17 protein-coding genes are annotated in these 20,314 nt (G+C 42.3%); 4 read left to right on the top strand and 13 right to left on the bottom strand.

Annotated elements, in window-relative coordinates; translation table 11 throughout:
* Window positions 1–67 precede the first annotated feature (67 nt).
* The 4 genes from CLV94_RS13840 to CLV94_RS13825 all read right to left on the bottom strand — a co-directional run bounded on the left by CLV94_RS13840 (window position 68) and on the right by CLV94_RS13825 (window position 6,044).
* A complete protein-coding gene (locus tag CLV94_RS13840) occupies window positions 68–2,473 on the bottom strand; it encodes a mechanosensitive ion channel family protein (protein WP_121377090.1) in 2,406 nt (801 codons plus the stop codon).
* Window positions 2,474–2,498: 25 nt separating this feature from the next.
* Window positions 2,499–2,954, bottom strand: a complete 456-nt coding sequence (locus tag CLV94_RS13835; RefSeq protein WP_121377089.1) for a DUF2750 domain-containing protein — start codon at window positions 2,952–2,954, stop codon at window positions 2,499–2,501.
* Window positions 2,955–3,006: 52 nt separating this feature from the next.
* Window positions 3,007–3,807, bottom strand: a complete 801-nt coding sequence (locus tag CLV94_RS13830) for a TIGR00266 family protein (RefSeq protein WP_121377088.1) — start codon at window positions 3,805–3,807, stop codon at window positions 3,007–3,009.
* Between the two features lie 140 nt (window positions 3,808–3,947).
* On the bottom strand, window positions 3,948–6,044 hold the full coding sequence (locus CLV94_RS13825; RefSeq protein ID WP_121377087.1) for a glycoside hydrolase family 97 protein: 2,097 nt from the start codon (window positions 6,042–6,044) through the stop codon (window positions 3,948–3,950).
* A gap of 302 nt (window positions 6,045–6,346) precedes the next feature.
* Here CLV94_RS13825 and CLV94_RS13820 point away from each other — a divergent pair, with 302 nt between their 5' ends.
* From CLV94_RS13820 to CLV94_RS13810, 3 genes are all read left to right on the top strand, one after another.
* The gene (locus tag CLV94_RS13820) at window positions 6,347–6,715 is read left to right on the top strand and encodes a hypothetical protein (protein WP_121377086.1); all 369 of its coding nucleotides are present in this window, start codon (window positions 6,347–6,349) and stop codon (window positions 6,713–6,715) included.
* A gap of 85 nt (window positions 6,716–6,800) precedes the next feature.
* Window positions 6,801–7,643: a DUF3347 domain-containing protein gene (locus CLV94_RS13815; protein WP_121377085.1), complete on the top strand. Its 843-nt coding sequence runs from the start codon at window positions 6,801–6,803 to the stop codon at window positions 7,641–7,643.
* A 58-nt stretch (window positions 7,644–7,701) separates the two neighbouring features.
* Window positions 7,702–9,972, top strand: a complete 2,271-nt coding sequence (locus CLV94_RS13810) for a multicopper oxidase family protein (protein ID WP_121377084.1) — start codon at window positions 7,702–7,704, stop codon at window positions 9,970–9,972.
* 57 nt (window positions 9,973–10,029) lie between these two features.
* Here CLV94_RS13810 and CLV94_RS13805 read toward each other — a convergent pair whose 3' ends face one another.
* Window positions 10,030–10,551, bottom strand: coding sequence for a thioredoxin family protein (locus CLV94_RS13805; RefSeq protein WP_121377083.1), 522 nt, complete (start codon window positions 10,549–10,551; stop codon window positions 10,030–10,032).
* A 217-nt stretch (window positions 10,552–10,768) separates the two neighbouring features.
* Between CLV94_RS13805 and CLV94_RS13800 the strand changes: the two genes are divergently transcribed.
* Window positions 10,769–11,485, top strand: coding sequence for a 3-ketoacyl-ACP reductase (locus CLV94_RS13800; protein WP_121377082.1), 717 nt, complete (start codon window positions 10,769–10,771; stop codon window positions 11,483–11,485).
* Window positions 11,486–11,714: 229 nt separating this feature from the next.
* Here CLV94_RS13800 and CLV94_RS13795 read toward each other — a convergent pair whose 3' ends face one another.
* The 8 genes from CLV94_RS13795 to CLV94_RS13760 all read right to left on the bottom strand — a co-directional run bounded on the left by CLV94_RS13795 (window position 11,715) and on the right by CLV94_RS13760 (window position 20,280).
* Entirely contained in the window at window positions 11,715–12,464 is a 750-nt protein-coding gene (locus CLV94_RS13795) for a maleate cis-trans isomerase family protein (RefSeq protein ID WP_317125123.1), read from the bottom strand.
* Between the two features lie 63 nt (window positions 12,465–12,527).
* Complete coding sequence (locus tag CLV94_RS13790) at window positions 12,528–13,439, bottom strand: fumarylacetoacetate hydrolase family protein (RefSeq protein ID WP_121377081.1); 912 nt, start codon at window positions 13,437–13,439, stop codon at window positions 12,528–12,530.
* 102 nt (window positions 13,440–13,541) lie between these two features.
* Window positions 13,542–14,654: a cupin domain-containing protein gene (locus CLV94_RS13785; RefSeq protein ID WP_121377080.1), complete on the bottom strand. Its 1,113-nt coding sequence runs from the start codon at window positions 14,652–14,654 to the stop codon at window positions 13,542–13,544.
* 106 nt (window positions 14,655–14,760) lie between these two features.
* The gene (locus CLV94_RS13780) at window positions 14,761–15,369 is read right to left on the bottom strand and encodes a hypothetical protein (RefSeq protein ID WP_121377079.1); all 609 of its coding nucleotides are present in this window, start codon (window positions 15,367–15,369) and stop codon (window positions 14,761–14,763) included.
* Between the two features lie 112 nt (window positions 15,370–15,481).
* On the bottom strand, window positions 15,482–16,462 hold the full coding sequence (locus CLV94_RS13775; RefSeq protein ID WP_121377078.1) for a carbon-nitrogen hydrolase family protein: 981 nt from the start codon (window positions 16,460–16,462) through the stop codon (window positions 15,482–15,484).
* A 93-nt stretch (window positions 16,463–16,555) separates the two neighbouring features.
* Complete coding sequence (locus CLV94_RS13770; protein WP_121377077.1) at window positions 16,556–16,987, bottom strand: acyl-CoA thioesterase; 432 nt, start codon at window positions 16,985–16,987, stop codon at window positions 16,556–16,558.
* A 45-nt stretch (window positions 16,988–17,032) separates the two neighbouring features.
* Window positions 17,033–18,613: an FMN-binding glutamate synthase family protein gene (locus CLV94_RS13765; protein WP_121377076.1), complete on the bottom strand. Its 1,581-nt coding sequence runs from the start codon at window positions 18,611–18,613 to the stop codon at window positions 17,033–17,035.
* A gap of 53 nt (window positions 18,614–18,666) precedes the next feature.
* On the bottom strand, window positions 18,667–20,280 hold the full coding sequence (locus CLV94_RS13760) for an AMP-binding protein (protein ID WP_121377075.1): 1,614 nt from the start codon (window positions 20,278–20,280) through the stop codon (window positions 18,667–18,669).
* Window positions 20,281–20,314: the final 34 nt, after the last annotated feature.

Raw genomic sequence — 20,314 nt, 5'->3', positions numbered from 1 at the left:
TTATTCATAAAAAAAACTGGGACATGTATTATGCGTGTCCCAGTTTTTAGTTTAGAATTGTACTGTATTATTCAAAAACAACACCCTGTTTTTTAAAACCGTCATACAATGCAATCCTTGCTTCACTGATAGCCGTTTCCGTCCTATAAATATTGCACCAGAATTGAATCTTAAGCTGATGCTTGGTATCCGAAATATAACTGTAAAAAAGCTGTGGCTCTTTTTCAGAATAGATTAGCGGGATAGTACTGATGCAGTCTATGATCGTTTTCTTGATTGCTTCTTGAGAAATCTCTCCCTGCAATGTAAAACTCAAGTCAACCAGTTTAGAGTTATTAGTATACGTCCAGTTTACGATATTTTGTGACAATATATTTCCGTTCGGAACGATGACTTCAGCGCCATTAGACGTATCGATTTTGGTCGTCCTTAATCCGATGGTCTTGACTTTTCCGGTTTGGGCACCTACATCAATTACGTCACCGATCTGTATCGGCTTGTCAAAAATCAGGATAACGCCCGAAACAAAATTGTTTACGATATTCTGAAGTCCCAAACCAACACCGACACCTAGTGCTCCAAGTACGATGGTAATTTTGTCTAAAGGAATTCCGGCTGCCGAAATAGCCAATAGATATCCTAATATCAAAAGCAATAATCTTGTGATAAGCAGTTTGGAATGTTGTTTTTTGTTAACGCTTTCTTCATCTTCATCGTCTATTTCTCCAAAGAAATAAGCTACATATTTCTGGATGATATGGGCTATCCAGACAATCAGCAAGAAAAGCAATATATTACCGACGGTGAAGGTAAAGTTCCCGATTTTGTTTTCTGTCGTTACGATCGAAGTGATGACATCATAAAATACGCTAGAAAGGTTGAGGTTCGAAGCGATAACAATGACCCACAGATAAGTAATAAGAAGCATGAAAGGTTTTTTCAAGTTCTTTTCAAGGTTCTTGAAATCAAAAATCTTGTCAATGCCCCTTCGGATACGAATCGTATAAATCTGCAACGTAATTATTTCTAAGATAATTTTCAAGAAAACAGAAAGCGCGATTACTTGCGTCAAGGCGATGATAGCCGCTAGGCTCAACGTATGGGCTAAAGATACGCGTCCGAAAAGATTAAAAAGTACTGCAAGGATGTTCAAGCTGATAAACAAGACTTTGGCATATTTTAAAAGACCCTTGATATACATTTCATCACGGATAGTCTGCAGGTAGGCAAATCCGAAGCGAATACAGGCAAGGTTTACCAGCACAAACAAGCAACGCTGTAACTGACTGATTTCTACAAAAAGATCGAGGAAGCAGAACAAAGCGAAAAGAACAACCAGCAGCAGCCAGTTACGGAATGCCTTTTCTGACCATATCTTTTTGAATAGCACAGTCAATGTTGCCAGAAGTGCCAGGTGCATGAATTCAATAAACAGGGCAGGAGCATACAGGTTTATGGCAATCGCTATATTGAGTCCTATCACGATGATAGGGAATATAGTACTATGATTCAGATAGCGGAACTGGAATACATTTAAGTTTTCAAGCCGCTGTGCCTTTTTTAGGGATTTTAAGTTGAAATTAACCCACCACCATAACAGTCCGGCAAGCAGCAGGAGCATGAAAGTACTGCCCAAGCTGTAACTAAAATAATAAGCTGATGCTTTCTGCTCGGCATTGAATTTATCTTTTAGATAAGCCTGCATTTCTTGCGTTTTGGCTTTTTGGTCGGTGCTCCATAAGTTAGGATGTTCACTGCCAAAAAGAGAAACTCCTGATTTGTTCAGGCGTTCATTCACAAGGATAAGGTCTTTGGAAATCAGCATTCTTTTTTCAGTAATGCCTTTTTTCCAGCTGTTAAGCGAATCGATATTGGCTTTCAGCAGGCTATCCGTTGTAATCCATTTTGCTTTTAAGTCTTTCAGCTGCGGACGAAATTCATTAATACGCAAGGTGTCTTTTATCAGCTTGGCAAAAACGGTATCCTTAAGAATGCTTTTGTTGCCTTTTCTAATTTTCACAATCTTTTCATCGTTCTCATTCAGCGCTTTCCAGTAAATCTCGAACTTTTGCTGTAGTTCCAAAAGCACTTTTCGGTACATCTGCTGGTTGCGCACGTTACCGTTATTTTGCGACCCAAGGTTCGAATCGATAAGCTTTAAGGCTTCTTTGGTCTGATGGACTTCGCCCAGCAGAAACAATACGCTCGCATCAAGCGCTCCTTTATTTTTGGCATCGTCCAACAGCTCTCCGGCTCTTTCTATGGAAGCCAGATAATCGCTAGAAGCCAGTTCATCGTCTGTAAAGATAGAAGGCTTGCCTTTCTCTGCTACAGGCCTAGCGGGTGCTGTTGCTTTTTCCTGAGCGAAAGAATAGATTCCAGATAGGAGGAAAAAGAGCAATAGAAATTGTTTTACGAAAGAAGGCTTTAGGATAAAGGGCAGCGCGGCGTAGCTATTTTTTTTCTTGCTCATAAGATTGGATTAAAGGCGTATGGATTTATTCTAAAATTTCTCGGATTTGCTCTTCCAGATCGGAAAGATTTTCAAACTTCTTGAATTGCAGTTCTTTGTTCTGTGATTGCAGTTCTGTAGCGATTTCCAGCAACAGTTCCAGTGCATCGATTTCGTTGCCCAGCTTGTTCTCGTCAAAATCAGTTCCGGCTAAAAGGCCTTCGTTGTACATTCCGACACACCATTCTTCTATAAATTCTGCCAGCTGGATTTCCGACGGTTCGTAGGATTTCCATTTGTCTTTGGCACAAGCCCTAGCGCCGTTTTTGTCTGACCAAAAGCACATGACAGGCATGGACTTTCCGTTTTCGTCTTCGTAATTGGCGGAGTCTAAGGTGGCAAACCCTACTTGGTTTTCAAGGCCGTAAACTTTTTCGGTCTTGCAGATTTTCTTTATAAATTCCTCATGGCGTTGCTGTAGCTGTAGTATGTCCTGGATCATAAGTAGGTCTGTTATAGAGGGTAAATATAATTGATAATTTTAAGTCTAGGGACTAGAATTTGTTGTCGCCATCTAAAAGGTTGCCGATACCGCCTAAGATACTGCCCTCGTCTCTGCTTTTGCCGCCACCTTGAGGTGCCGATGCCCAGACTCTTCCCGCCAATCTGCTGAATGGAAGCGATTGTATGTAGACAATTCCAGGACCTGTGAGCGTCGCATAAAACAATCCTTCGCCTCCAAAAATAGTATTTTTGATACCGCCAACAAATTCAATATCGTAGTTCACGTCTTTGGTAAAGCCTACGATACAGCCAGTATCTACCTTAAGGGTTTCTCCCGAAGCAAGTTCTTTTTTAGCCAAGGTACCTCCAGCGTGAACAAAGGCCATTCCGTCGCCTTCCAGCTTCTGCATGATAAAACCTTCGCCGCCAAAAAGTCCGCGCCCTAGTTTTCTTGAGAATTCAATGCCTACGGAAACGCCTTTTGCGGCGCACAAGAAAGCATCTTTTTGGCAGATAAAACGCCCGCCATATTCGGTCAGGTCAATCGGAACAATCTTGCCAGGATACGGAGAAGCAAAGCTTACTTTTCGCTTGCCATGGTATTGGTTCAAGAATACGGTCATAAACAAGCTTTCTCCGGTCAGGAGTCTTTTTCCTGCTGAAAAGAGTTTGCCCATAACGCCTTGGGTCTGGTTGGAGCCGTCTCCAAAAATAGTATCCATGGCAATGCCGCTGTCCATCATCATAAAGCTTCCTGCTTCTGCCACGACGGCTTCTTGCGGATCTAGTTCTATTTCCACATACTGCATTTCTTCGCCATAGATGTGGTAGTCAATTTCGTGTGCTGTCATTTGTATCGTTTTTTGGTTTGATTACCTTATGAGTAGGAGAGGCCGCCAAAATGTTACAGTCCGTCCTTGAAAATTAAAGGTATAAAAAAATGGAGCAAGTTGCCTTGCTCCATTTCTAAAAAGATAAACAAAAGTAGTACTTATTTGATGCTGATAGCAAAACCTCCGCCTGGTGCGATAGGTTGCTGCAGTTTGGTCTTAGAGGTTACTTTGATGGTTCTGATAGCATAGCTTTGCGGGTTCTTGTCGTAGCTGGCATCTTTTCCGTCGGCATAAATTGTAGCTGTATAGGTTTTTCCTTTTGGAAGGTAGTCAAAAGTGACGTTAGCCGTTCTTGGATTTTCATCTGAAATTCCACCTACAAACCATTCGTTCTTTCCTTTGGCTTTTCTGGCCATGGTGATGTAATCGCCTGGTTCGGCTTCAATCACATAGGTATCGTCCCAGTCAACCGCCACATCTTTGATGAATTGGAAAGCATCTAAGAATTTGTTGTATGTTTCTGGCAAGTCGGCAGCCATCTGCAACGGACTGTACATGGTTACGTACAATGCCAGCTGTTTTGCAAGAGTGGTATGCACGAAAGAATTGTTTTCCGGATTATAGGCGCTGATTTTAGTCTGGAAGATTCCTGGCGTATAATCCATTGGGCCGCCCATCAATCTTGTGAATGGCAATATCGTAGTATGGTCGGCATTATTCCCTCCAAACGATTCGTATTCTGTTCCTCTTGCGGCCTCGTTGCCAATCAAATTAGGATAAGTACGGCTCAATCCTGTAGGACGTACGGCTTCGTGCGCATTCACCATGATTTTGTATTCTGCCGCTTTTGTGATGGCGTATAAATAATGGTCGATCATCCATTGGCTGTAGTGGAATTCTCCTCTAGGAAGGATGTCGCCCACATAACCGCTTTTTACGGAGTTATAACCGTTATCAACCATAAATTGGTAGGCTTTGTCCATGTGGCGCTCGTAGTTTCTCACAGAGCCAGATGTTTCGTGGTGCATCATCATCTTTACATTTTTAGAGGCAGCATAACGGTGCAATTCCTGTACGTCGAAATCAGGATACGGTGTCACAAAATCAAAAACATAATCTTTCGATTTTCCGAACCAGTCTTCCCAGCCTTCGTTCCAGCCTTCAACAAGAACGGCGTCAAAACCATGCTTGGAAGCAAAGTCGATATATTCTTTGACATGAGCTGTATTAGCCGCGTGCTTTCCGTTGGGTTTGGTTTTGGAATAATCGGTTACGCCCAATTGTACACTTTCTAGGTCATTATACGCCCAAGTGCTTTTTCCGGTAATCATCTCCCACCAAACGCCTACATATTTCACAGGCTTGATCCAAGAAACGTCTTTGTATTTGGTAGGTTCGTTTAGGTTCAATATTAATCTTGAAGTCAAGATATCTGCAGCTTTGTCGCTTACTACAATGGTTCTCCAAGGTGATTGCGTAGCGGCCTGTAAATAACCTTTGTCGCCAATGGCATCTGGCGTCAGCCACGATTCTAAGATCATGTTTTTGTCGTCCAGATTCAATGACATGCACGAATAATTGATCAATGATGCTTCGTGTATGTTGATGTAAAGTCCGTCTTTGCTTTTCATCATCAAAGGCGTCTGCAATCCTGTTGGCGAAAACGTAGTCTGCGAAGCATTAGGCGTTACGGCATCTTTCATCTTTCCCCTCACTTCAGAAAGATTGGAAGTCACCGTACTGTATTCCTGCGTGTCATAATCGCCCGGAAGCCAAAAAGCCTTGTGGTCGCCTGCAAGAGCAAACTGCGTCTTTTCTTCTTTGATTACGAAATGGTTCAAGTGTTTTTGTTCTGGAAATTCATATCGAAATCCCAATCCGTCGTTAAAAAGACGGAAACGAATACGGATATACCTTCCGTTTACAGCTTTTTGGCTCAATGTTACCAAAAGCTCATTGTAGTGGTTGCGTATGTTTTTTTGTTCACCAAGTATAGGTCTCCACGTTTCGTCAAAAGAACTCTTTTCTGATTTGTCGATTTGGAATCCGTCAAGGAAAGAAGGGGCGCCTTTCAGTTCTAGTCCAAGCTTGCTGGTCTTGATGACGGCTTTTTTCTTATAAGAAAGTTCATAGGTAGGCTCTCCTTTTGGAGATAAACCGAATTTTAATTCTAAGTTCTGGTCGGGTGAGGCAAGCTGCTGGGCATTGGCAACGCAACACGCCACGAGTAGAAAGGCTGACAGTAGTCTTTTCATAGGATTTTAGTTTGTTAATAATAATGATGATTGTAATCTCAAGTCTCTAAAAGTGTTCTTCAAAAAACTTCCTCATAAGTATGATAAAAAACTGCGAGCCTATTGGATAGTACGTTCTGCCAAAAATACTATAATTCAAATAAATAATGGCCTTTATGACATCAGACAGGAGTATTTTTATCAATCTTGCCTTAAAACTCCAAAAAAAGTAAACGGAAGTATTTTTCTAAAATCGTTTTAACACTTTATTAGTGAAGTACTCAAAATAAATCTCTAATTTTGGAATTACTTTTTATGGACAAATGAGAAAACTTTATTTCATACTGCTGGTCGTCCTCGGAATCTTCTTGATACCGGAGTCTTCATGGGCTTGCAGTAAAGGTTCCCATAAAAAAGCCTGCTCTAAAGAAATGGTTTCCCACAAGCATAAGAAAGACAGCTGTGAAAAAAACAATAGCTGTAAAGACAACAATCATAAGAATTGTAAAGGCAAATGTGGACATTCTTCATGTATATGTCCCGTTTCTTCTGTGAGCGCTGCCGTTTTTTTTAATGAGGAGTTTTCCAATAATGTGATTTCTTCCACAGAAAAGAAATTAAAATTTTATTATGCAGCAACCAACTTTGCTTCTGGTTTCTATTCCATCTGGTTGCGTCCTAAAATAAGCTAAGACCCTTTTATGACAGCCATACGTCTGTCTTTTTGAAAACGATTTATAAGCTTACACATAATACTCATTACATAAAATTTTCACGATGAAATCATTATCCAAAATAATGGCAGTTATTGCCATGGTATTTACATTTACGGCCTGTGAGGCACAAATTAAAAACGAGAAAAAAGAGACTGTAAAAATCTACGGCAACTGCAACATGTGCAAAAGCACGATTGAAAAAGCAGGAAATGTCAGCAAGACTGCCAAAGTAGAATGGAACAAAGACACCAAGATGGCTTCTATAGCCTACGACCAAAAAACAACCAATCTTGATGACATCTTAAAACGTATTGCCTTGGCCGGCTATGACAGCGATGCCTTTCGTGCTCCAGACGACGCTTATGCCAAGCTTCCAGAATGCTGCCAATACGACCGTCCCATAAAAACAATGGCTAAAGCAGAAACGGCCCATGCTGGACATGCTATGCCAGCACCTACTGCAACGCAGCAACAAGGACAGCTTAAATCCGTTTTTGATAGCTATTTTGACGTAAAAGATGCTTTAGTAAAAACAGACGGAAAGATGGCGTCAGAAAAAGCAAAATCCTTAGTAAAAGCGATCGGTTCCGTAAAGATGAACGAACTGAAAGCAGATGAGCATACCGTTTGGATGAAAGTCTTGAACGACCTGAAGGAAGATGCAGAACACATTTCTGAAACTGCCGATGCAAAACACCAAAGAGATCATTTTATGACCCTGTCTAAAAGTATCTATGAATTGCTTAAGGTTTCAAAATACGAAGTACCTGTCTACTACCAATTCTGTCCGATGGCGAATGACAACAAAGGTGCCAATTGGCTGAGCAAAGAAAACGCGGTAAAAAATCCGTATTATGGTTCGCAGATGCTCACGTGTGGAAAAACAGTTGAAACGATCAAATAGGCAAGTGCCATGCAGAAGCCTCATATTTTGCATGGCAATTACTTTAAAAGATAGCAAAATGACAAAAAAATATAATCATGCCAAGGCAGGAATTATAGCGGTATTCCTATTGCTTACAGCTGTTCATCTGCAGGCACAAAAGGTCGTGCGTTACGACTTATATGTGCGCGATACGCTGGTAAACTATGCCGGCAAAGAAAAACGGGCAATCGCAGTAAACGGACAAATTCCGATGCCTACACTAACGTTTACAGAAGGCGATACGGCCGAAATTGTAGTACATAATGAATTGAAAGAAAGCACATCATTGCATTGGCACGGCGTATTTTTGCCGAACAAGGAAGATGGCGTGCCCTTTCTTACGCAAGAACCTATTCCGCCTGGAACTATTTATACTTACCGTTTTCCAATCATACAAAACGGAACGCATTGGTACCATTCCCATTCCGGTTTGCAGGAACAGATTGGGATGTATGGTAATTTTGTGATGAAGAAACGCAATGACGATACAACCTTTCGCAAAGGAATAGACGATCTTCCAACCGTTCCGATTATATTAAGCGAATGGACCAATCTTAATCCCGACAATATCAACAGAATGCTCCATAATGCTAACGATTGGGCGGCTATAAAAAAAGGAGCGACACAATCCTACGCAGAAGCGATAAGAGAAGGCCACTTCAAGACCAAACTCAAAAACGAATGGAAGCGCATGATGGCGATGGACGTAAGCGATGTCTATTATAATAAGATATTGATAAATGGAAATCATTCTACAGACCTTAAGACCGTTGATGGCAAAACATTAAAGGCAGGCGATAAAGTACGGTTGCGTATTTCAAACGGCGGCGCATCATCCTATTTCTGGCTTCGTTATGCAGGAGGCAAAATGACGGTAGTGGCGAGCGATGGGAATGACGTCGAGCCTGTAGAAGTCGATAGGCTGATAATTGCTGTGTCTGAAACCTACGATGTGGTAGTCACGATTCCCGAAGAAGGATTGGCTTATGAGTTTTTAGCAACTACAGAAGACCGGACGCAATCCGCAAGTTATTTTATCGGAAATGGTACCAAACAGTTGATTTCTCCGCTTCCTAGACTAAAATATTTTGAAGGTATGAAGATGATGAACGATATGATGAAAATGAATGGTGACCTTGACGATATGGGAATGAAGATGAGCCTAAATCAAATGGATATGAATGTGGTAATGTATCCCGAAATCACAGGAGAAGCCAAGCAAAAAATGGATCATAGCCAGCATGAAATGAATAGGGATAATGATCCAAATCAATACAATTCCAACGCTTTAGGTGATATAGTAACTCTAAATTATGCCATGCTTCAATCGCCTCACAATACGGTGCTTCCTAAAGAAGCGCCGATACGGGAATTGAAATTTGTACTTACTGGAAATATGAACAGGTATGTCTGGAGCATGGACAATAAAATCCTTTCAGAAACCGATAAGATTCCAGTAAAAAAAGGAGAAGTTCTACGAATCACCATCTATAACAATTCCATGATGCGACACCCGATGCACCTGCATGGTTTTGATTTTAGGATAATCAACGGCAAAGGCGAAAATGCACCGTTAAAGAACGTTATGGACATCATGCCGATGGAAACCAATACGATTGAATTTTTGGCTAATGAAGAAGGTGACTGGTTCTTTCACTGCCATATATTGTATCATATGATGGCGGGGATGAATCGTGTTTTTGAAGTAGGCGATTACGAAAACCCTCTGCTTCCAAATAAAGAAATGGCTTATAAGATGCTGCAAGAAGAAAGCAATATGCCGCATTTTATGGCTCAAAATGATTTTGCAATCAATGGCAATGATGGCGATGCCATGTTTCAGAATGCACGATGGTCTGTAGGTACAGAATGGCGTCTAGGCTATAACGATATGCACGGTTATGAAGTAGAAACACATGTAGGCAGGTATATTGGCAAGATGCAATGGCTGATGCCTTTTATAGGTTTTGACTGGCGCTACCGCAAAATGGGAGAAGACGAGCATGAGAAAAATATATTCGGACAAAAAAATAAAAAAGACAGCCGAAGCGCCGTAAGCTTGGGAGTCATGTACACCTTGCCGATGCTGGTCAACGTTCAAGCAGAAGTATATCATGACGGCATAGCACGACTATCTTTGATGCGAGAGGATATTCCAATCTCAAAAAGATTGAGAGCCGGTTTTATGGCCAACACCGATTTAGAATATATGTTCGATCTCCGATATATAATCAATAAAAATATGGGCATCCGTACGCACTATGATAGTGATATGGGCTTTGGTGTCGGAGCAGTCTTCAATTATTGATAGCATCCAGCCTAAAAATAAAAAGCCTTCCGAGCAATCAGGAGGCTTTTTATTTGTCTATTTTTTCTTTAGCACGAAGATATCTTCAATCTTTTTGCGGTCTTTTTCACTAAGCTTTGATGATTTTTTCAGCTTGTCAGTGAATTCGGCGACTTCTTCAACGGTAGCGGGACAGCCGAGGTTTTCGCCTTTGGCATTAAACGAATCAGCCAATAATTTTCCATTAGCATCATAAATCTGCCAAAAAGGAATGCCGCTGTTGTCTGCCTTGTATTTTTTCAGGATGTCTTCCGCACCAGGGTTTTCAAGATTCTTTTTATCTTTAGATTCCTGCACTACCAAAAAAGTCGTCACGTAGCTTTTGTCAAAAAAAGGCTTGACGCTCGGGTCTTCCATATTGTTTTCCATCTTTTTGCACCATTTGCACCACGAAGCATGATACATCACAAAGACGTTTTTCTTTTCTTTTTTTGCCTGTGCAAAAGCTTTTTCGAGAATCTTGTCGGCACTTTCTTGTGCAGTTGCTTGTGTCATGGCTCCCACAAAAAGCAGGCAGAGCAGTAAGGTTTTTAATTTCATAATGTTGTAATTAGTGTTCTACGAGTTAATTAAGGATTGTAAAAATCCTAGAAGTTGGTTAATAACAAACTTAATTATTAGCCGTCACATTTCCTTGCCTTTTTATAAAAATTAACCAAGAGCAATAATTTGGACCGAACAAAAAGTTAAAAGATATTCCAATCCACGAGCATTGGCTAACTTTGTTATCGTATAGAAACCCAAAACACTTATCGAAATGGAACAATTACAAGGAAGAAAAGCATTAATAACAGGAGGAAGCCGCGGACTCGGAAAAGCCACCGCATTAGCATTGGCAGCCGAAGGCGTTCACGTAGCAATTACAGGCAGAAACGAGGCAACGCTGTTGGAGGCTGTGGCCGAATTACAAGCCTTTGGCGTAAAAGCAATCTACTCCGTTTTTGATGTGTCCGACTTTGAGCAAGTAAAAAAAGGAATTGCCTATATACACGAAGCTTTCGGAACCATAGATATCTTGATCAACAATGCAGGCATTGCCTCATTCGGAAGCTTTTTAGAAATGGATCCGGACCGATGGCAAGAAATCATGAACGTCAACGTCATGGGAATCTACCATGTGACACACCAAGTGCTTCCAGGGATGATTGCTAGAAATACAGGCGATATTATCAACGTTTCTTCTACGGCTGGCCTTCGAGGAAATGCCAACACTACGGCTTATACCGCTTCAAAATTTGCAGTGGCCGGACTTTCAGAAGCGCTGATGATGGAAGTAAGAAAACACAATATCCGCGTTTCTGCTTTGATGCCGAGCACGATTGCTTCAGAAATGTCGCTGTCTTTAAATATCACGGACGGCAACCCAGAAAAAGTACTGCAGCCAGAAGATTTTGCCGAATTGGTCGTAGCCCAGCTAAAATTGAATAGAAGGGCATTGTTGAAGTCTGCTTCACTTTGGTCTACAAATCCTTAAATAAAAAAATCCCTTCAAACGAAGGGATTTTTTTATTTTAAAGATAGCCTAACAGCCAATAAATGATAAAGAATAAGATGATAGTGCCGAGGCATCCGCCTCCAAGTTTTTTGGCTCCCCATCCGGCCAGTATGGTTTTAAAGAATCCGTTCATGGTATTAGGTTTTTAAGGTTTTCCTTAAAGTTAGCTATTTCCGTTCAAGTTCTTTAGTATTTTAAGATAGAATTATTAATATTTTCCGCTAAGCAGTGCGCCTCCGATAGGTACTTTCGTATCCAGTCCTAGCTTTTTCATCATTTCATAGGTGGTACAGATAGCAGCAGTAGTCACAGGAATGCCTATTTCTTTTTCGATTAGGTCTACAGCTTCCAACGATGGCATCTGTACGCAAGCCGATGCTACCAATACATCCACATCTTTTAAGTTCAGCTGCTTGTAAATCTGCAACAAGTTCATCGGATCTTGTGCTGCTACCTCAAGATTATCGGCTATTTCCAGCGCGACAAAATCTACGACTTCAAACCCTTGGTGTTCGATATAATCAACGACCAGCTGCGTCAGCGGTTTCATGTAAGGTGTAATGACGGCTACTTTTTTTGCACCCAAGACTTTTAGTCCGTTAATAAGTGCTCCAGCGCTCGTCACGATAGGAGTAGGGAAGCCGTTGTTTACGGTCTCTTCATGCAAGTTGGTTTCCGAAACGCAGTGGTAACCGCGTCCCATGCTCATAATAGCGACAAGACAGGCATAGCCCATAACGTCTACCTGCGCATCCGAAAGTTCTTGAGCACATTTCAAGCTCATGGCATCCATGGCTTCCAGTTCTTCTTTGGTTACTTTTTTCATTCGCATCCTACTCGAATGGAAGGTGAATCGTTCTGGCGCTATCGTTTCTCTGGAACGAAACAACGCAGGAATCTCCGTTTCCATAGTTACGTTTGAAGAAGGAACGATTTGGCCTATTTTATATTTTTTCATTGTTTTTTAGTGTAAGGTTGTAAAGTCTAAAGTCATAACGTCAAAGGTCATAAAGCGCAAGGCTTACTGGATTTTTTTGATGGTATTGACAAGCGTTCCGATACCTTCTACAGTAGCTTCTACCACATCGCCGTCCCACATCCATTCTTGTGGATTTCTTCCTGCACCGACTCCGGCTGGCGTTCCCGTTGCGATAATATCTCCCGCTTCAAGCGTGAAGACAGTGCTCAAGTCTTCAATCAGGTCTGGGATATTGAAAAGCATGTATTTCGTATTGGAATTCTGCTTTTCGACACCATTGACGGTCAGCGACAAGTTCAGGTTGTGCGGATTCTCAATTTCGTCTTTGGTTACCAAAATAGGTCCCATAGGCGCAAAAGTATCTTGTCCTTTAGAGACAATCCATTGTCCTGCACGGCGGCAGTCTCTGGCACTGATATCGTTGATGACAGTATAGCCGAAAACATAATTCATAGCATTTTCTTTGGCTACATATTTTCCTTTTTTGCTGATGATTACGGCCAATTCTACTTCCCAGTCCAATTGCTGTGTCAGTTTGGTATTGTGGAGAATGGCTTCACCAGTTCCGATGACTGCTGTTGGCGGCTTAGAAAAGATAACAGGCTGCTGCGGCAGTTCTTTTGACGTATCTAATGTCCTTGCCGATTCCGCTACGTGTTCTGTGTAATTCAGTCCGATGCCGATGATGTTTTTTCTAGGCTTCGGAATCGGTGCTAGCAGCTTTATTTCGTTCAAAGGAAGCGAAGCTGAGGCTATGGCATTTTCAGAAGAAGTCTTTACTATTTCGGCAATTCTGCTGACTTCTTCCAGTCCCTTATCGATAAGTTCCAACATGGTCGTTGGAAACTCCTCATTGTGCTTGTGCCCGAAGGCTTCAAGATCAAGAACCGTATCATTATTGAAAATCCCAAGCTTCGGATCTGAATTTTTATGCGTGAAAGTAACTAATTTCATTTTATTGTAGTACTAAGGTTTGATTGTATCGTATTTTTCTTTTCTCTTTTGGACTTTTCAACTTTCCAACTTTTGACTTTAAGACTTTTGACTTTAAGACTTTTAATTCTCCACTACCTGAAACCCTCCATTTTCTTCATAAGCCCTTTCTTGGTATAATCCCAAAGATTCGATGACAGGTAAGTCATTAAAAGAGAACAAGCAGGCATCTTCCGTTTCTGATAGGTTTACATGCTCATGCACAGCCCAGGACGGAATGCAAAAAATATCCCTTTCTTTCCAGTCGTAGCGTTTTCCGTTGATGATTGAATAGCCTTTCCCTTTGGCGCATTGGTACACAAAAGAACCTGTATGCTGGTGTGCTTTTGTATGCTCTCCGGCACGCAGTAACTGCATCGAAGCACCCATAGTCTGCATGACATGTCCTCCGGTTACTGGGTTGGAATAGTGCATCAATATGCCGTCATATGGCGATCCTTCATTTACTTTTGCGGCTTCTAGCAGGGCAGGATAGACCGTTTTCCAAGAGTATTTAAATAACGGCGAATAGGGCTTATCCCAGATTTTGTCTGCTGGTAATAATCCTGAATTTCCGTATGTTAGAGGTGAAAAGTTAACAGGAAACTTTAAGTCTTGTTTTCCGTCGTATACAGCATAGTCATTCGCTTCGAGTGCATTGATTAGCGGAATATCCAGGCCGTCCTGCCAGATGCAAGTCTTTCCGTCTTCTGCGACACCATGCTCGTGCCACGTACTGTTAGGGGTAATCACAAAATCATTGACTTCAAATGTAATCTTGTTGCCGTCTACCACAGTGTAGCCTCCTTCGCCTTCCATGATAAAGCGAAGAGCCGATGCCTTGTGTCGGTGGGCCGAAGTGCTTTCTCCAGGGCGCGTTACCTGTATTCCTGTATACAGCCAGCCTACTGCCGCACTGACATCTTTGCGCTTGTCGTTGACGAGATACACTACGCGGCGTCCGGCCTGTTCTGGTGTCACCAATTCAGAAGATTTAAGTACCAGCTCTCTCAGGCTTTCGTATTTCCAAAGCATAGGAACAGAAGAAGTACGTGGCTCCCATGGCTCGATGTCGTTGGCAACGGTCCATAAGGCTCCTGCACCCAAGGTTTCTAGTTCTTTATAATAGGCTTCCAATTCCGGAGTGGTCTGGACTCGGGCTCTTCCGATTACGTCGTCGTTGAATTTTGATTCCATATTTTTTTGTTTTTTAGTCTTCTATTTCGGTATTCGATACCTACCGCCCACCACCCTGACAGGGTTCAAAACCCTGTCAGGGTGGTAGGTATAACTAGATGTATATTTATTCTATTATCAAATTATCAATATCAAACAAATTTTGATCCTGATTATGATAGGCTATAAAATTATCTAAATCATAAAAAGCATCAATAACTTCTTTTCTTTTTATTTGCGTCGGCTTCTCAGAAACAATGCTTCCGTAGGAAGACCATGGATACTCGCTTATATTTTTACAAAAACCATGATGCACAGGGTTATTGTGGATGTAATAGATCAGTTTCTGGAAATAATCCTCAGGCGATACCAATTTTCTATGAAATGGCCTTTCAAACAAGCTCCCTGTTCTTTTGAAACGCTTGTTTATAGCCTGAGTGTATGCATTGAACAGATGCGAAAACTGTTTGGATGCATTGACGACCTTCGGCTTTTCAACTGTCGAATATTCCAGCTTGCTGGTATCGATCTCATCTTCTGTTTTTATATATACCAATAAATGAAAATGGTTTCCCAGCAGGCACCAAGCATAGGTGTCTGCTACCGGATTCATATATTTTTCATACAATCTTAAAAAATGATAGTAGCAATCTGTATCATAAAAAAGATCAATTCCATTATTTCCACGATTATAGACGTGATAGAACATTCCAGGTTCTAGCGGTTGTATTTTCATTTTGTATGGCGTTTAAATTATTTTTTGCTATTCACTTTCCTTTTGGTACCGATATTCTACCCTGACAGGGTTCAAAACCCTGTCAGGGTAGAATATCGAAGAAAAGGGATATTTATTTTTTATGAAACTCCTCATGAGTATCAATAAAAGTAATCTTTCTTGTCGGAGCGACGTTCACTCTCAAGTCGAAAATATCAAAACGATTGTAATGCCCCAAGATGTCATGCATCTGTTTCGGCTGTATGCATTTCGATAAATCGATATCGGCATATACGATTCCCTCTTCGTCAATCAGCGGTTCGCCTACTACGGCGCCATTTGGACCTATAATTCCAGAAAAAGCAGAATTCTTTCTTGTCAGTAGTTCTTCTACATTCGGTACATCTTCTTTCAATGCGTCCATGATTTCTTTAGAAATGGTAGAACAGGACACGACCGTGAACAGCTTTCCTTCAAAAGAATGCGCTGCGGCACGGATTTTTATAGCTTCTGCCATATTGTAATCAGGCGGCGCTACAGGCAAGGAAATGTAATTGGCAATATGGATAAGCTCGCCTTGCGATAATAGCGTAAAACGCGCCAAAGTATTCGTGTTTTCGCCGCAGGCCAATGTGCCAATCGGACCTATCTCCGTGTCATAAACCTTTAAAGAAGAACCATCACCGCTTGTCCATGTAAGCTTTTCTGCCCAAGTAGGAACTAATTTTCTGTGCTTTCCGATCAGCTTTCCTGTGTTATCTATAATCAGATTCGTATTGTAAATCTCGCCGTAGCTAGTGCCTCTTTCATTGATCCCAATGACGATGTGTACATTATGTTCTTTGGCTGCCTTGCACAATTTTTGTACTTCAGGACCATCAGTAGTTACGGAGCATTTGTAAAGCACTTCATACCATTTGCTGCCTTGTACCGGAGTCATAATCCAGTTCCAATATGGATAGCCGGCAATAAACACTTCTGGAAATGCGACAAGAGCAGCTCCGTTGGCAGCGGCTTCCTTGATGAACGCGACAGCTTTGTCTGCCGTGGCTCCTGCATCGAGGAATACCGGAGAGGTCTGTACTGCGGCGGCTTTGAATTTAGGGAACTCCATTTTTTTAATTATGAATTATGAATTATGAATTATGAATTATGAATTATGAATTATGAATTATGAATTATGAATTATGAATTATGAATTTGCTTCTTAAGATTCGGATACGATATAAGGCGTTATTTTCTCTTTCATGTCTTCGGAAAAAGGCTCGGCTTTGATAGCGTTTCGGTCTTTGCTGATAGCGACATTCACTAAGGTGACTTCGCCTTCAAGGCAGATATTTCCTTCTGCATCCTTAAATCGGAAGCCGCAGTTTACGGAGGCGCCACCCAGATTTTTGACCCATAGGTATTTGGTAAGAGTCTCTCCGAGGCGGGCGGCCTTTTTGAACTGTACTTTTAGGTCGACGGTCGGAATGCCATTCGTTTCATGTATGGTTGAAAACGGACGCTCTAACGCTTCTTCAAACCAATCCTCAACCAATGCGTTTAGCATTTCCAAAAATCGGGGATAAAAGACAATTCCTGCATAATCAATATGTTGGAAACGTATCTTTTCTTCTTTTATAAAATAATTGCTCATATTCTCTAATCCACTACATAGTGGGTTTTATGTTTTTTATTGTTCTTAAAAACTTTCTGCTGTGGCTTTCTTCCAAAAATAGCGGAAGCTTTCCGGAAGCGCATTCTCATCCAACAGACAGCCGCTGTCAAGCTCTGGATACGTTTCTGCAAATGTCTGTATCTTAGTCCTGTCAACTCTCATGCTGACAACATTTCGGTCTACCTCATCCGGATGGCAGATTCCAGCCGATGCCATCAGTTCCATAGCGCTTTTTACGGTTTCGTGCTGGAAACGGGCAACGCGGATGCTCTTTTCTTCCGGTACCAGTCCTTTTACTAACCTCGGGTCTTGTGTTGCGACTCCAGTAGGACAGGTATTCGCATGACATTCCAAAGCTTGGATACAGCCCAAGGCAAACATCATTCCTCTGGCAGAGTTGCAGAGATCGGCTCCGGTTGCCAATGTCTTGATGATATCAAAACCGGTAATGACTTTGCCACTGCAAATAATCTTGATCTGGTCTTTGATGCCAAAGCCTTTTAGACAGTCGTATACAAAGGCAAGCGCATCTCTCAACGGCATGCCGACGTGGTCTGAATATTCCTGTGGTGCTGCTCCGGTTCCGCCTTCACCGCCGTCTACGGTAATAAAGTCGAAATAGGTTTTTGTCTGTACCATGGCTTTGCAGATCGCAATAAATTCAGACTTATTCCCGATACATATCTTCATGCCGATAGGTTTTCCGCCCGATCCCTTGCGCAACAGCTTGATAAAATCCATCAGTTCCAGCGGCGTAGAGAAAGCGGAGTGGGTAGGAGGCGAGATAATGTCTTTTCCTTTGCCCACCAAACGTATGGCGGCAATCTCATCGGTTACTTTTTCTTTTGGTAGGATACCTCCGTGTCCTGGCTTGGCACCTTGCGAGAATTTGATCTCAATCATCTTTACGTTATCCAATACGGCTCTTTTGGCAAACTGCTCATAAGAGAAATTTCCGTCGTCGTCACGGCAGCTGAAATAGCCCGTACCGATATTCCATACGACATCGCCGCCTTCGAGGTGGTAAGGTGAAAGTCCTCCTTCACCTGTATTATGATAGAATCCGCCCTGCTTGGCTCCGGCATTCAGTGCCTGTATGGCGTTCTTGCTCAGGGAACCAAAACTCATGGCGCTGATATTGTAAAGGCTGGCATCATACGGCTTTTCGCATTGCGAAGACCCGATGCGTACTCTCGGATTGCTGTTGACCTTCGAAAACGGAATGGCCTTGATACTATGGTTGATCCATTGGTAGCCTACTTCATAAATGTCTAATTGGGTTCCGAAAGGGTTAGAGTCGGTTTCTTTTTTGCTTCGCTGGTAGACAAGGCTGCGTTCCAGACGGTTAAAAGGCTTGCCGTCCAAGTCGCTTTCAATAAAGTATTGTCGCACGCCCGGTCCTAGCGACTCGAGCAGGTAGCGCATCCTTCCCACAAGCGGGAAGTTTCTTCTGATGGTTTTCTTGGACTGGAACATGTCATAGAAGCCCATGATTATCAAAGGAATGAATATCAATAGCAGGAAGCTTGCCTTCCAGTTGATGTAGGTCATGATGCCAATAATGGCCAACGACGTGATGCTGAATACTACAAATACTTTTCTCATATACTCTCTCTGTTTTATTATAAATTACCAGCCATAATATTAGTAATTTTTAATCAATTTCCCTTGCTAATTGCCTTCAATTTGTATCGCTGTATTTTTCCTGTTTCGGTCTTCGGAAGGTTGTCTAAAAAACGCACTTCTCTAGGATATTTATAAGGTGCTGCATTCTCCTTAAACCAGTCCTGCAATGTCTTGGCAAATTCGTCGCAGGCCTTCGATTTATCGGACAAGACAATATAGGCACATACGAGCATGCCGCGGTTTTCATCGGGCAGTCCTACCACCGCGCATTCAGAAATGTCGTCGTGCTTGAGCAATACGCTTTCCACCTCGATGGCTGCAATATTGTAGCCCGAAGAAATAATCATGTCGTCGCCTCGTGCTACGAACCAGTAGTAGCCGTCTTCGTCTTTGCGGAAGATATCTCCAGTCAGGTTCCAGCCGTCTTGTACGTATTCTTTCTGCTTGTCGGTGCGGTTCAGGTATTTGCAGCCGGTAATTCCTCTTACGGCCAGCCTTCCCGGTTCGTTAGTACCGAGTTCGTTGCCTTTTCGGTCTACAATACGGGCCTCATAACCGCGTATCGGAAGTCCGGTAGCGCCTTTTTTCATGTTGTCTTCGTTAGAAGAGATAAAGATATGCAGCATTTCCGTAGCGCCGATGCCGTCGATGATTTTCAATCCTGTCGCTTCATACCAGTCTTCCCAGACTTTTTCAGGCAACGTTTCTCCAGCGGATACGCATTTGCGTAATGATGAAATATCGTAGTCGGCTGCCTTGGTTGCCAATATTCTCCAGGCTGTAGGTGCCGTGAATACGATAGAAACTTTATGGTCTTGTATCGCCTGCAATAGCAGTTCTGGCGACGGCTTTTCGATAAGGAAAGTAGATGCTCCGAAATAAAACGGAAACAGCACAAGGCCTCCTAATCCGAACGTGAATCCTAATGGCGGACTGCCCGTAAAAATGTCTTCCGGCACGGGCTGTAGCGCGTATTTAGGAAAGGCCTCGCAGATCAGCAATATGTCTTTATGGTAATGGGATGTCATTTTTGGGTTTCCGGTAGTTCCGGAAGTAAATCCTATAAGCGCGACCGAATCGGCTTTGGTTGGGAAATTCTGGAATTCCTTCGGCTTGTTGTGCATCAGGGTTTCCAGCTTCGACGTGCCATTTTCGGTGCCGTCGAATGTAATGGACTGCTTTAAGAAAGGAGATTTTACGGCTGCCAACGCTTCTTCCAGACGATAGTCGCAGAAGGCGTGTGATATTTCGGCACTGTCGATCATCACTTCCAGTTCTTTTTCCCGCAACAGCGGCATGGTAGCGACCACGATGCCTCCGGCTTTAAGTATCGCAAACCAGATGGCCACAAACATCGGGTTGTTGGCAGAACGTATCAGTACGCGGTTGCCAGAAACCAATCCCAAATCATCAACCAAGACGTGTGCTATCTGATTGGCTTTTTCGTACAGGTCTTGATAAGTCCATGTCTTCTCGAAAGTACGGATGGCGATATGGTGGCCGCGTCCTTCCTTGATATGGTTGTCCAATAGCCTTTCTACGCAGTTCAGGTTTTCAGGAAGCTGAAAATCAGGATCGCTGTAGATGTACTCTGGCTGCAGCTTTTGAGAAGGGAGGTGCTTGTGGGCGAAATTATCTTGGTACATTTTAATATGATTTATGATGTATGAATTACGATTT

Origin of the sequence: Flavobacterium endophyticum, assembly GCF_003634455.1 — a bacterium.
Lineage (GTDB): Bacteria > Bacteroidota > Bacteroidia > Flavobacteriales > Flavobacteriaceae > Flavobacterium > Flavobacterium endophyticum.
Note: the sequence above shows the minus strand (reverse complement) of the source record. Positions and strands in the feature narration are given on the sequence as shown.

What these genes read in the sequence shown, in the direction of transcription:
- CLV94_RS13840 (WP_121377090.1), bottom strand. Translation starts at nt 2,473, where the DNA reads ATGAGCAAGAAAAAAAATAGCTACGCCGCGCTGCCCTTTATCCTAAAG.
- CLV94_RS13835 (WP_121377089.1), bottom strand. Translation starts at nt 2,954, where the DNA reads ATGATCCAGGACATACTACAGCTACAGCAACGCCATGAGGAATTTATA.
- CLV94_RS13830 (WP_121377088.1), bottom strand. Translation starts at nt 3,807, where the DNA reads ATGACAGCACACGAAATTGACTACCACATCTATGGCGAAGAAATGCAG.
- CLV94_RS13825 (WP_121377087.1), bottom strand. Translation starts at nt 6,044, where the DNA reads ATGAAAAGACTACTGTCAGCCTTTCTACTCGTGGCGTGTTGCGTTGCC.
- CLV94_RS13820 (WP_121377086.1), top strand. Translation starts at nt 6,347, where the DNA reads ATGAGAAAACTTTATTTCATACTGCTGGTCGTCCTCGGAATCTTCTTG.
- CLV94_RS13815 (WP_121377085.1), top strand. Translation starts at nt 6,801, where the DNA reads ATGAAATCATTATCCAAAATAATGGCAGTTATTGCCATGGTATTTACA.
- CLV94_RS13810 (WP_121377084.1), top strand. Translation starts at nt 7,702, where the DNA reads ATGACAAAAAAATATAATCATGCCAAGGCAGGAATTATAGCGGTATTC.
- CLV94_RS13805 (WP_121377083.1), bottom strand. Translation starts at nt 10,551, where the DNA reads ATGAAATTAAAAACCTTACTGCTCTGCCTGCTTTTTGTGGGAGCCATG.
- CLV94_RS13800 (WP_121377082.1), top strand. Translation starts at nt 10,769, where the DNA reads ATGGAACAATTACAAGGAAGAAAAGCATTAATAACAGGAGGAAGCCGC.
- CLV94_RS13795 (WP_317125123.1), bottom strand. Translation starts at nt 12,464, where the DNA reads ATGAAAAAATATAAAATAGGCCAAATCGTTCCTTCTTCAAACGTAACT.
- CLV94_RS13790 (WP_121377081.1), bottom strand. Translation starts at nt 13,439, where the DNA reads ATGAAATTAGTTACTTTCACGCATAAAAATTCAGATCCGAAGCTTGGG.
- CLV94_RS13785 (WP_121377080.1), bottom strand. Translation starts at nt 14,654, where the DNA reads ATGGAATCAAAATTCAACGACGACGTAATCGGAAGAGCCCGAGTCCAG.
- CLV94_RS13780 (WP_121377079.1), bottom strand. Translation starts at nt 15,369, where the DNA reads ATGAAAATACAACCGCTAGAACCTGGAATGTTCTATCACGTCTATAAT.
- CLV94_RS13775 (WP_121377078.1), bottom strand. Translation starts at nt 16,462, where the DNA reads ATGGAGTTCCCTAAATTCAAAGCCGCCGCAGTACAGACCTCTCCGGTA.
- CLV94_RS13770 (WP_121377077.1), bottom strand. Translation starts at nt 16,987, where the DNA reads ATGAGCAATTATTTTATAAAAGAAGAAAAGATACGTTTCCAACATATT.
- CLV94_RS13765 (WP_121377076.1), bottom strand. Translation starts at nt 18,613, where the DNA reads ATGAGAAAAGTATTTGTAGTATTCAGCATCACGTCGTTGGCCATTATT.
- CLV94_RS13760 (WP_121377075.1), bottom strand. Translation starts at nt 20,280, where the DNA reads ATGTACCAAGATAATTTCGCCCACAAGCACCTCCCTTCTCAAAAGCTG.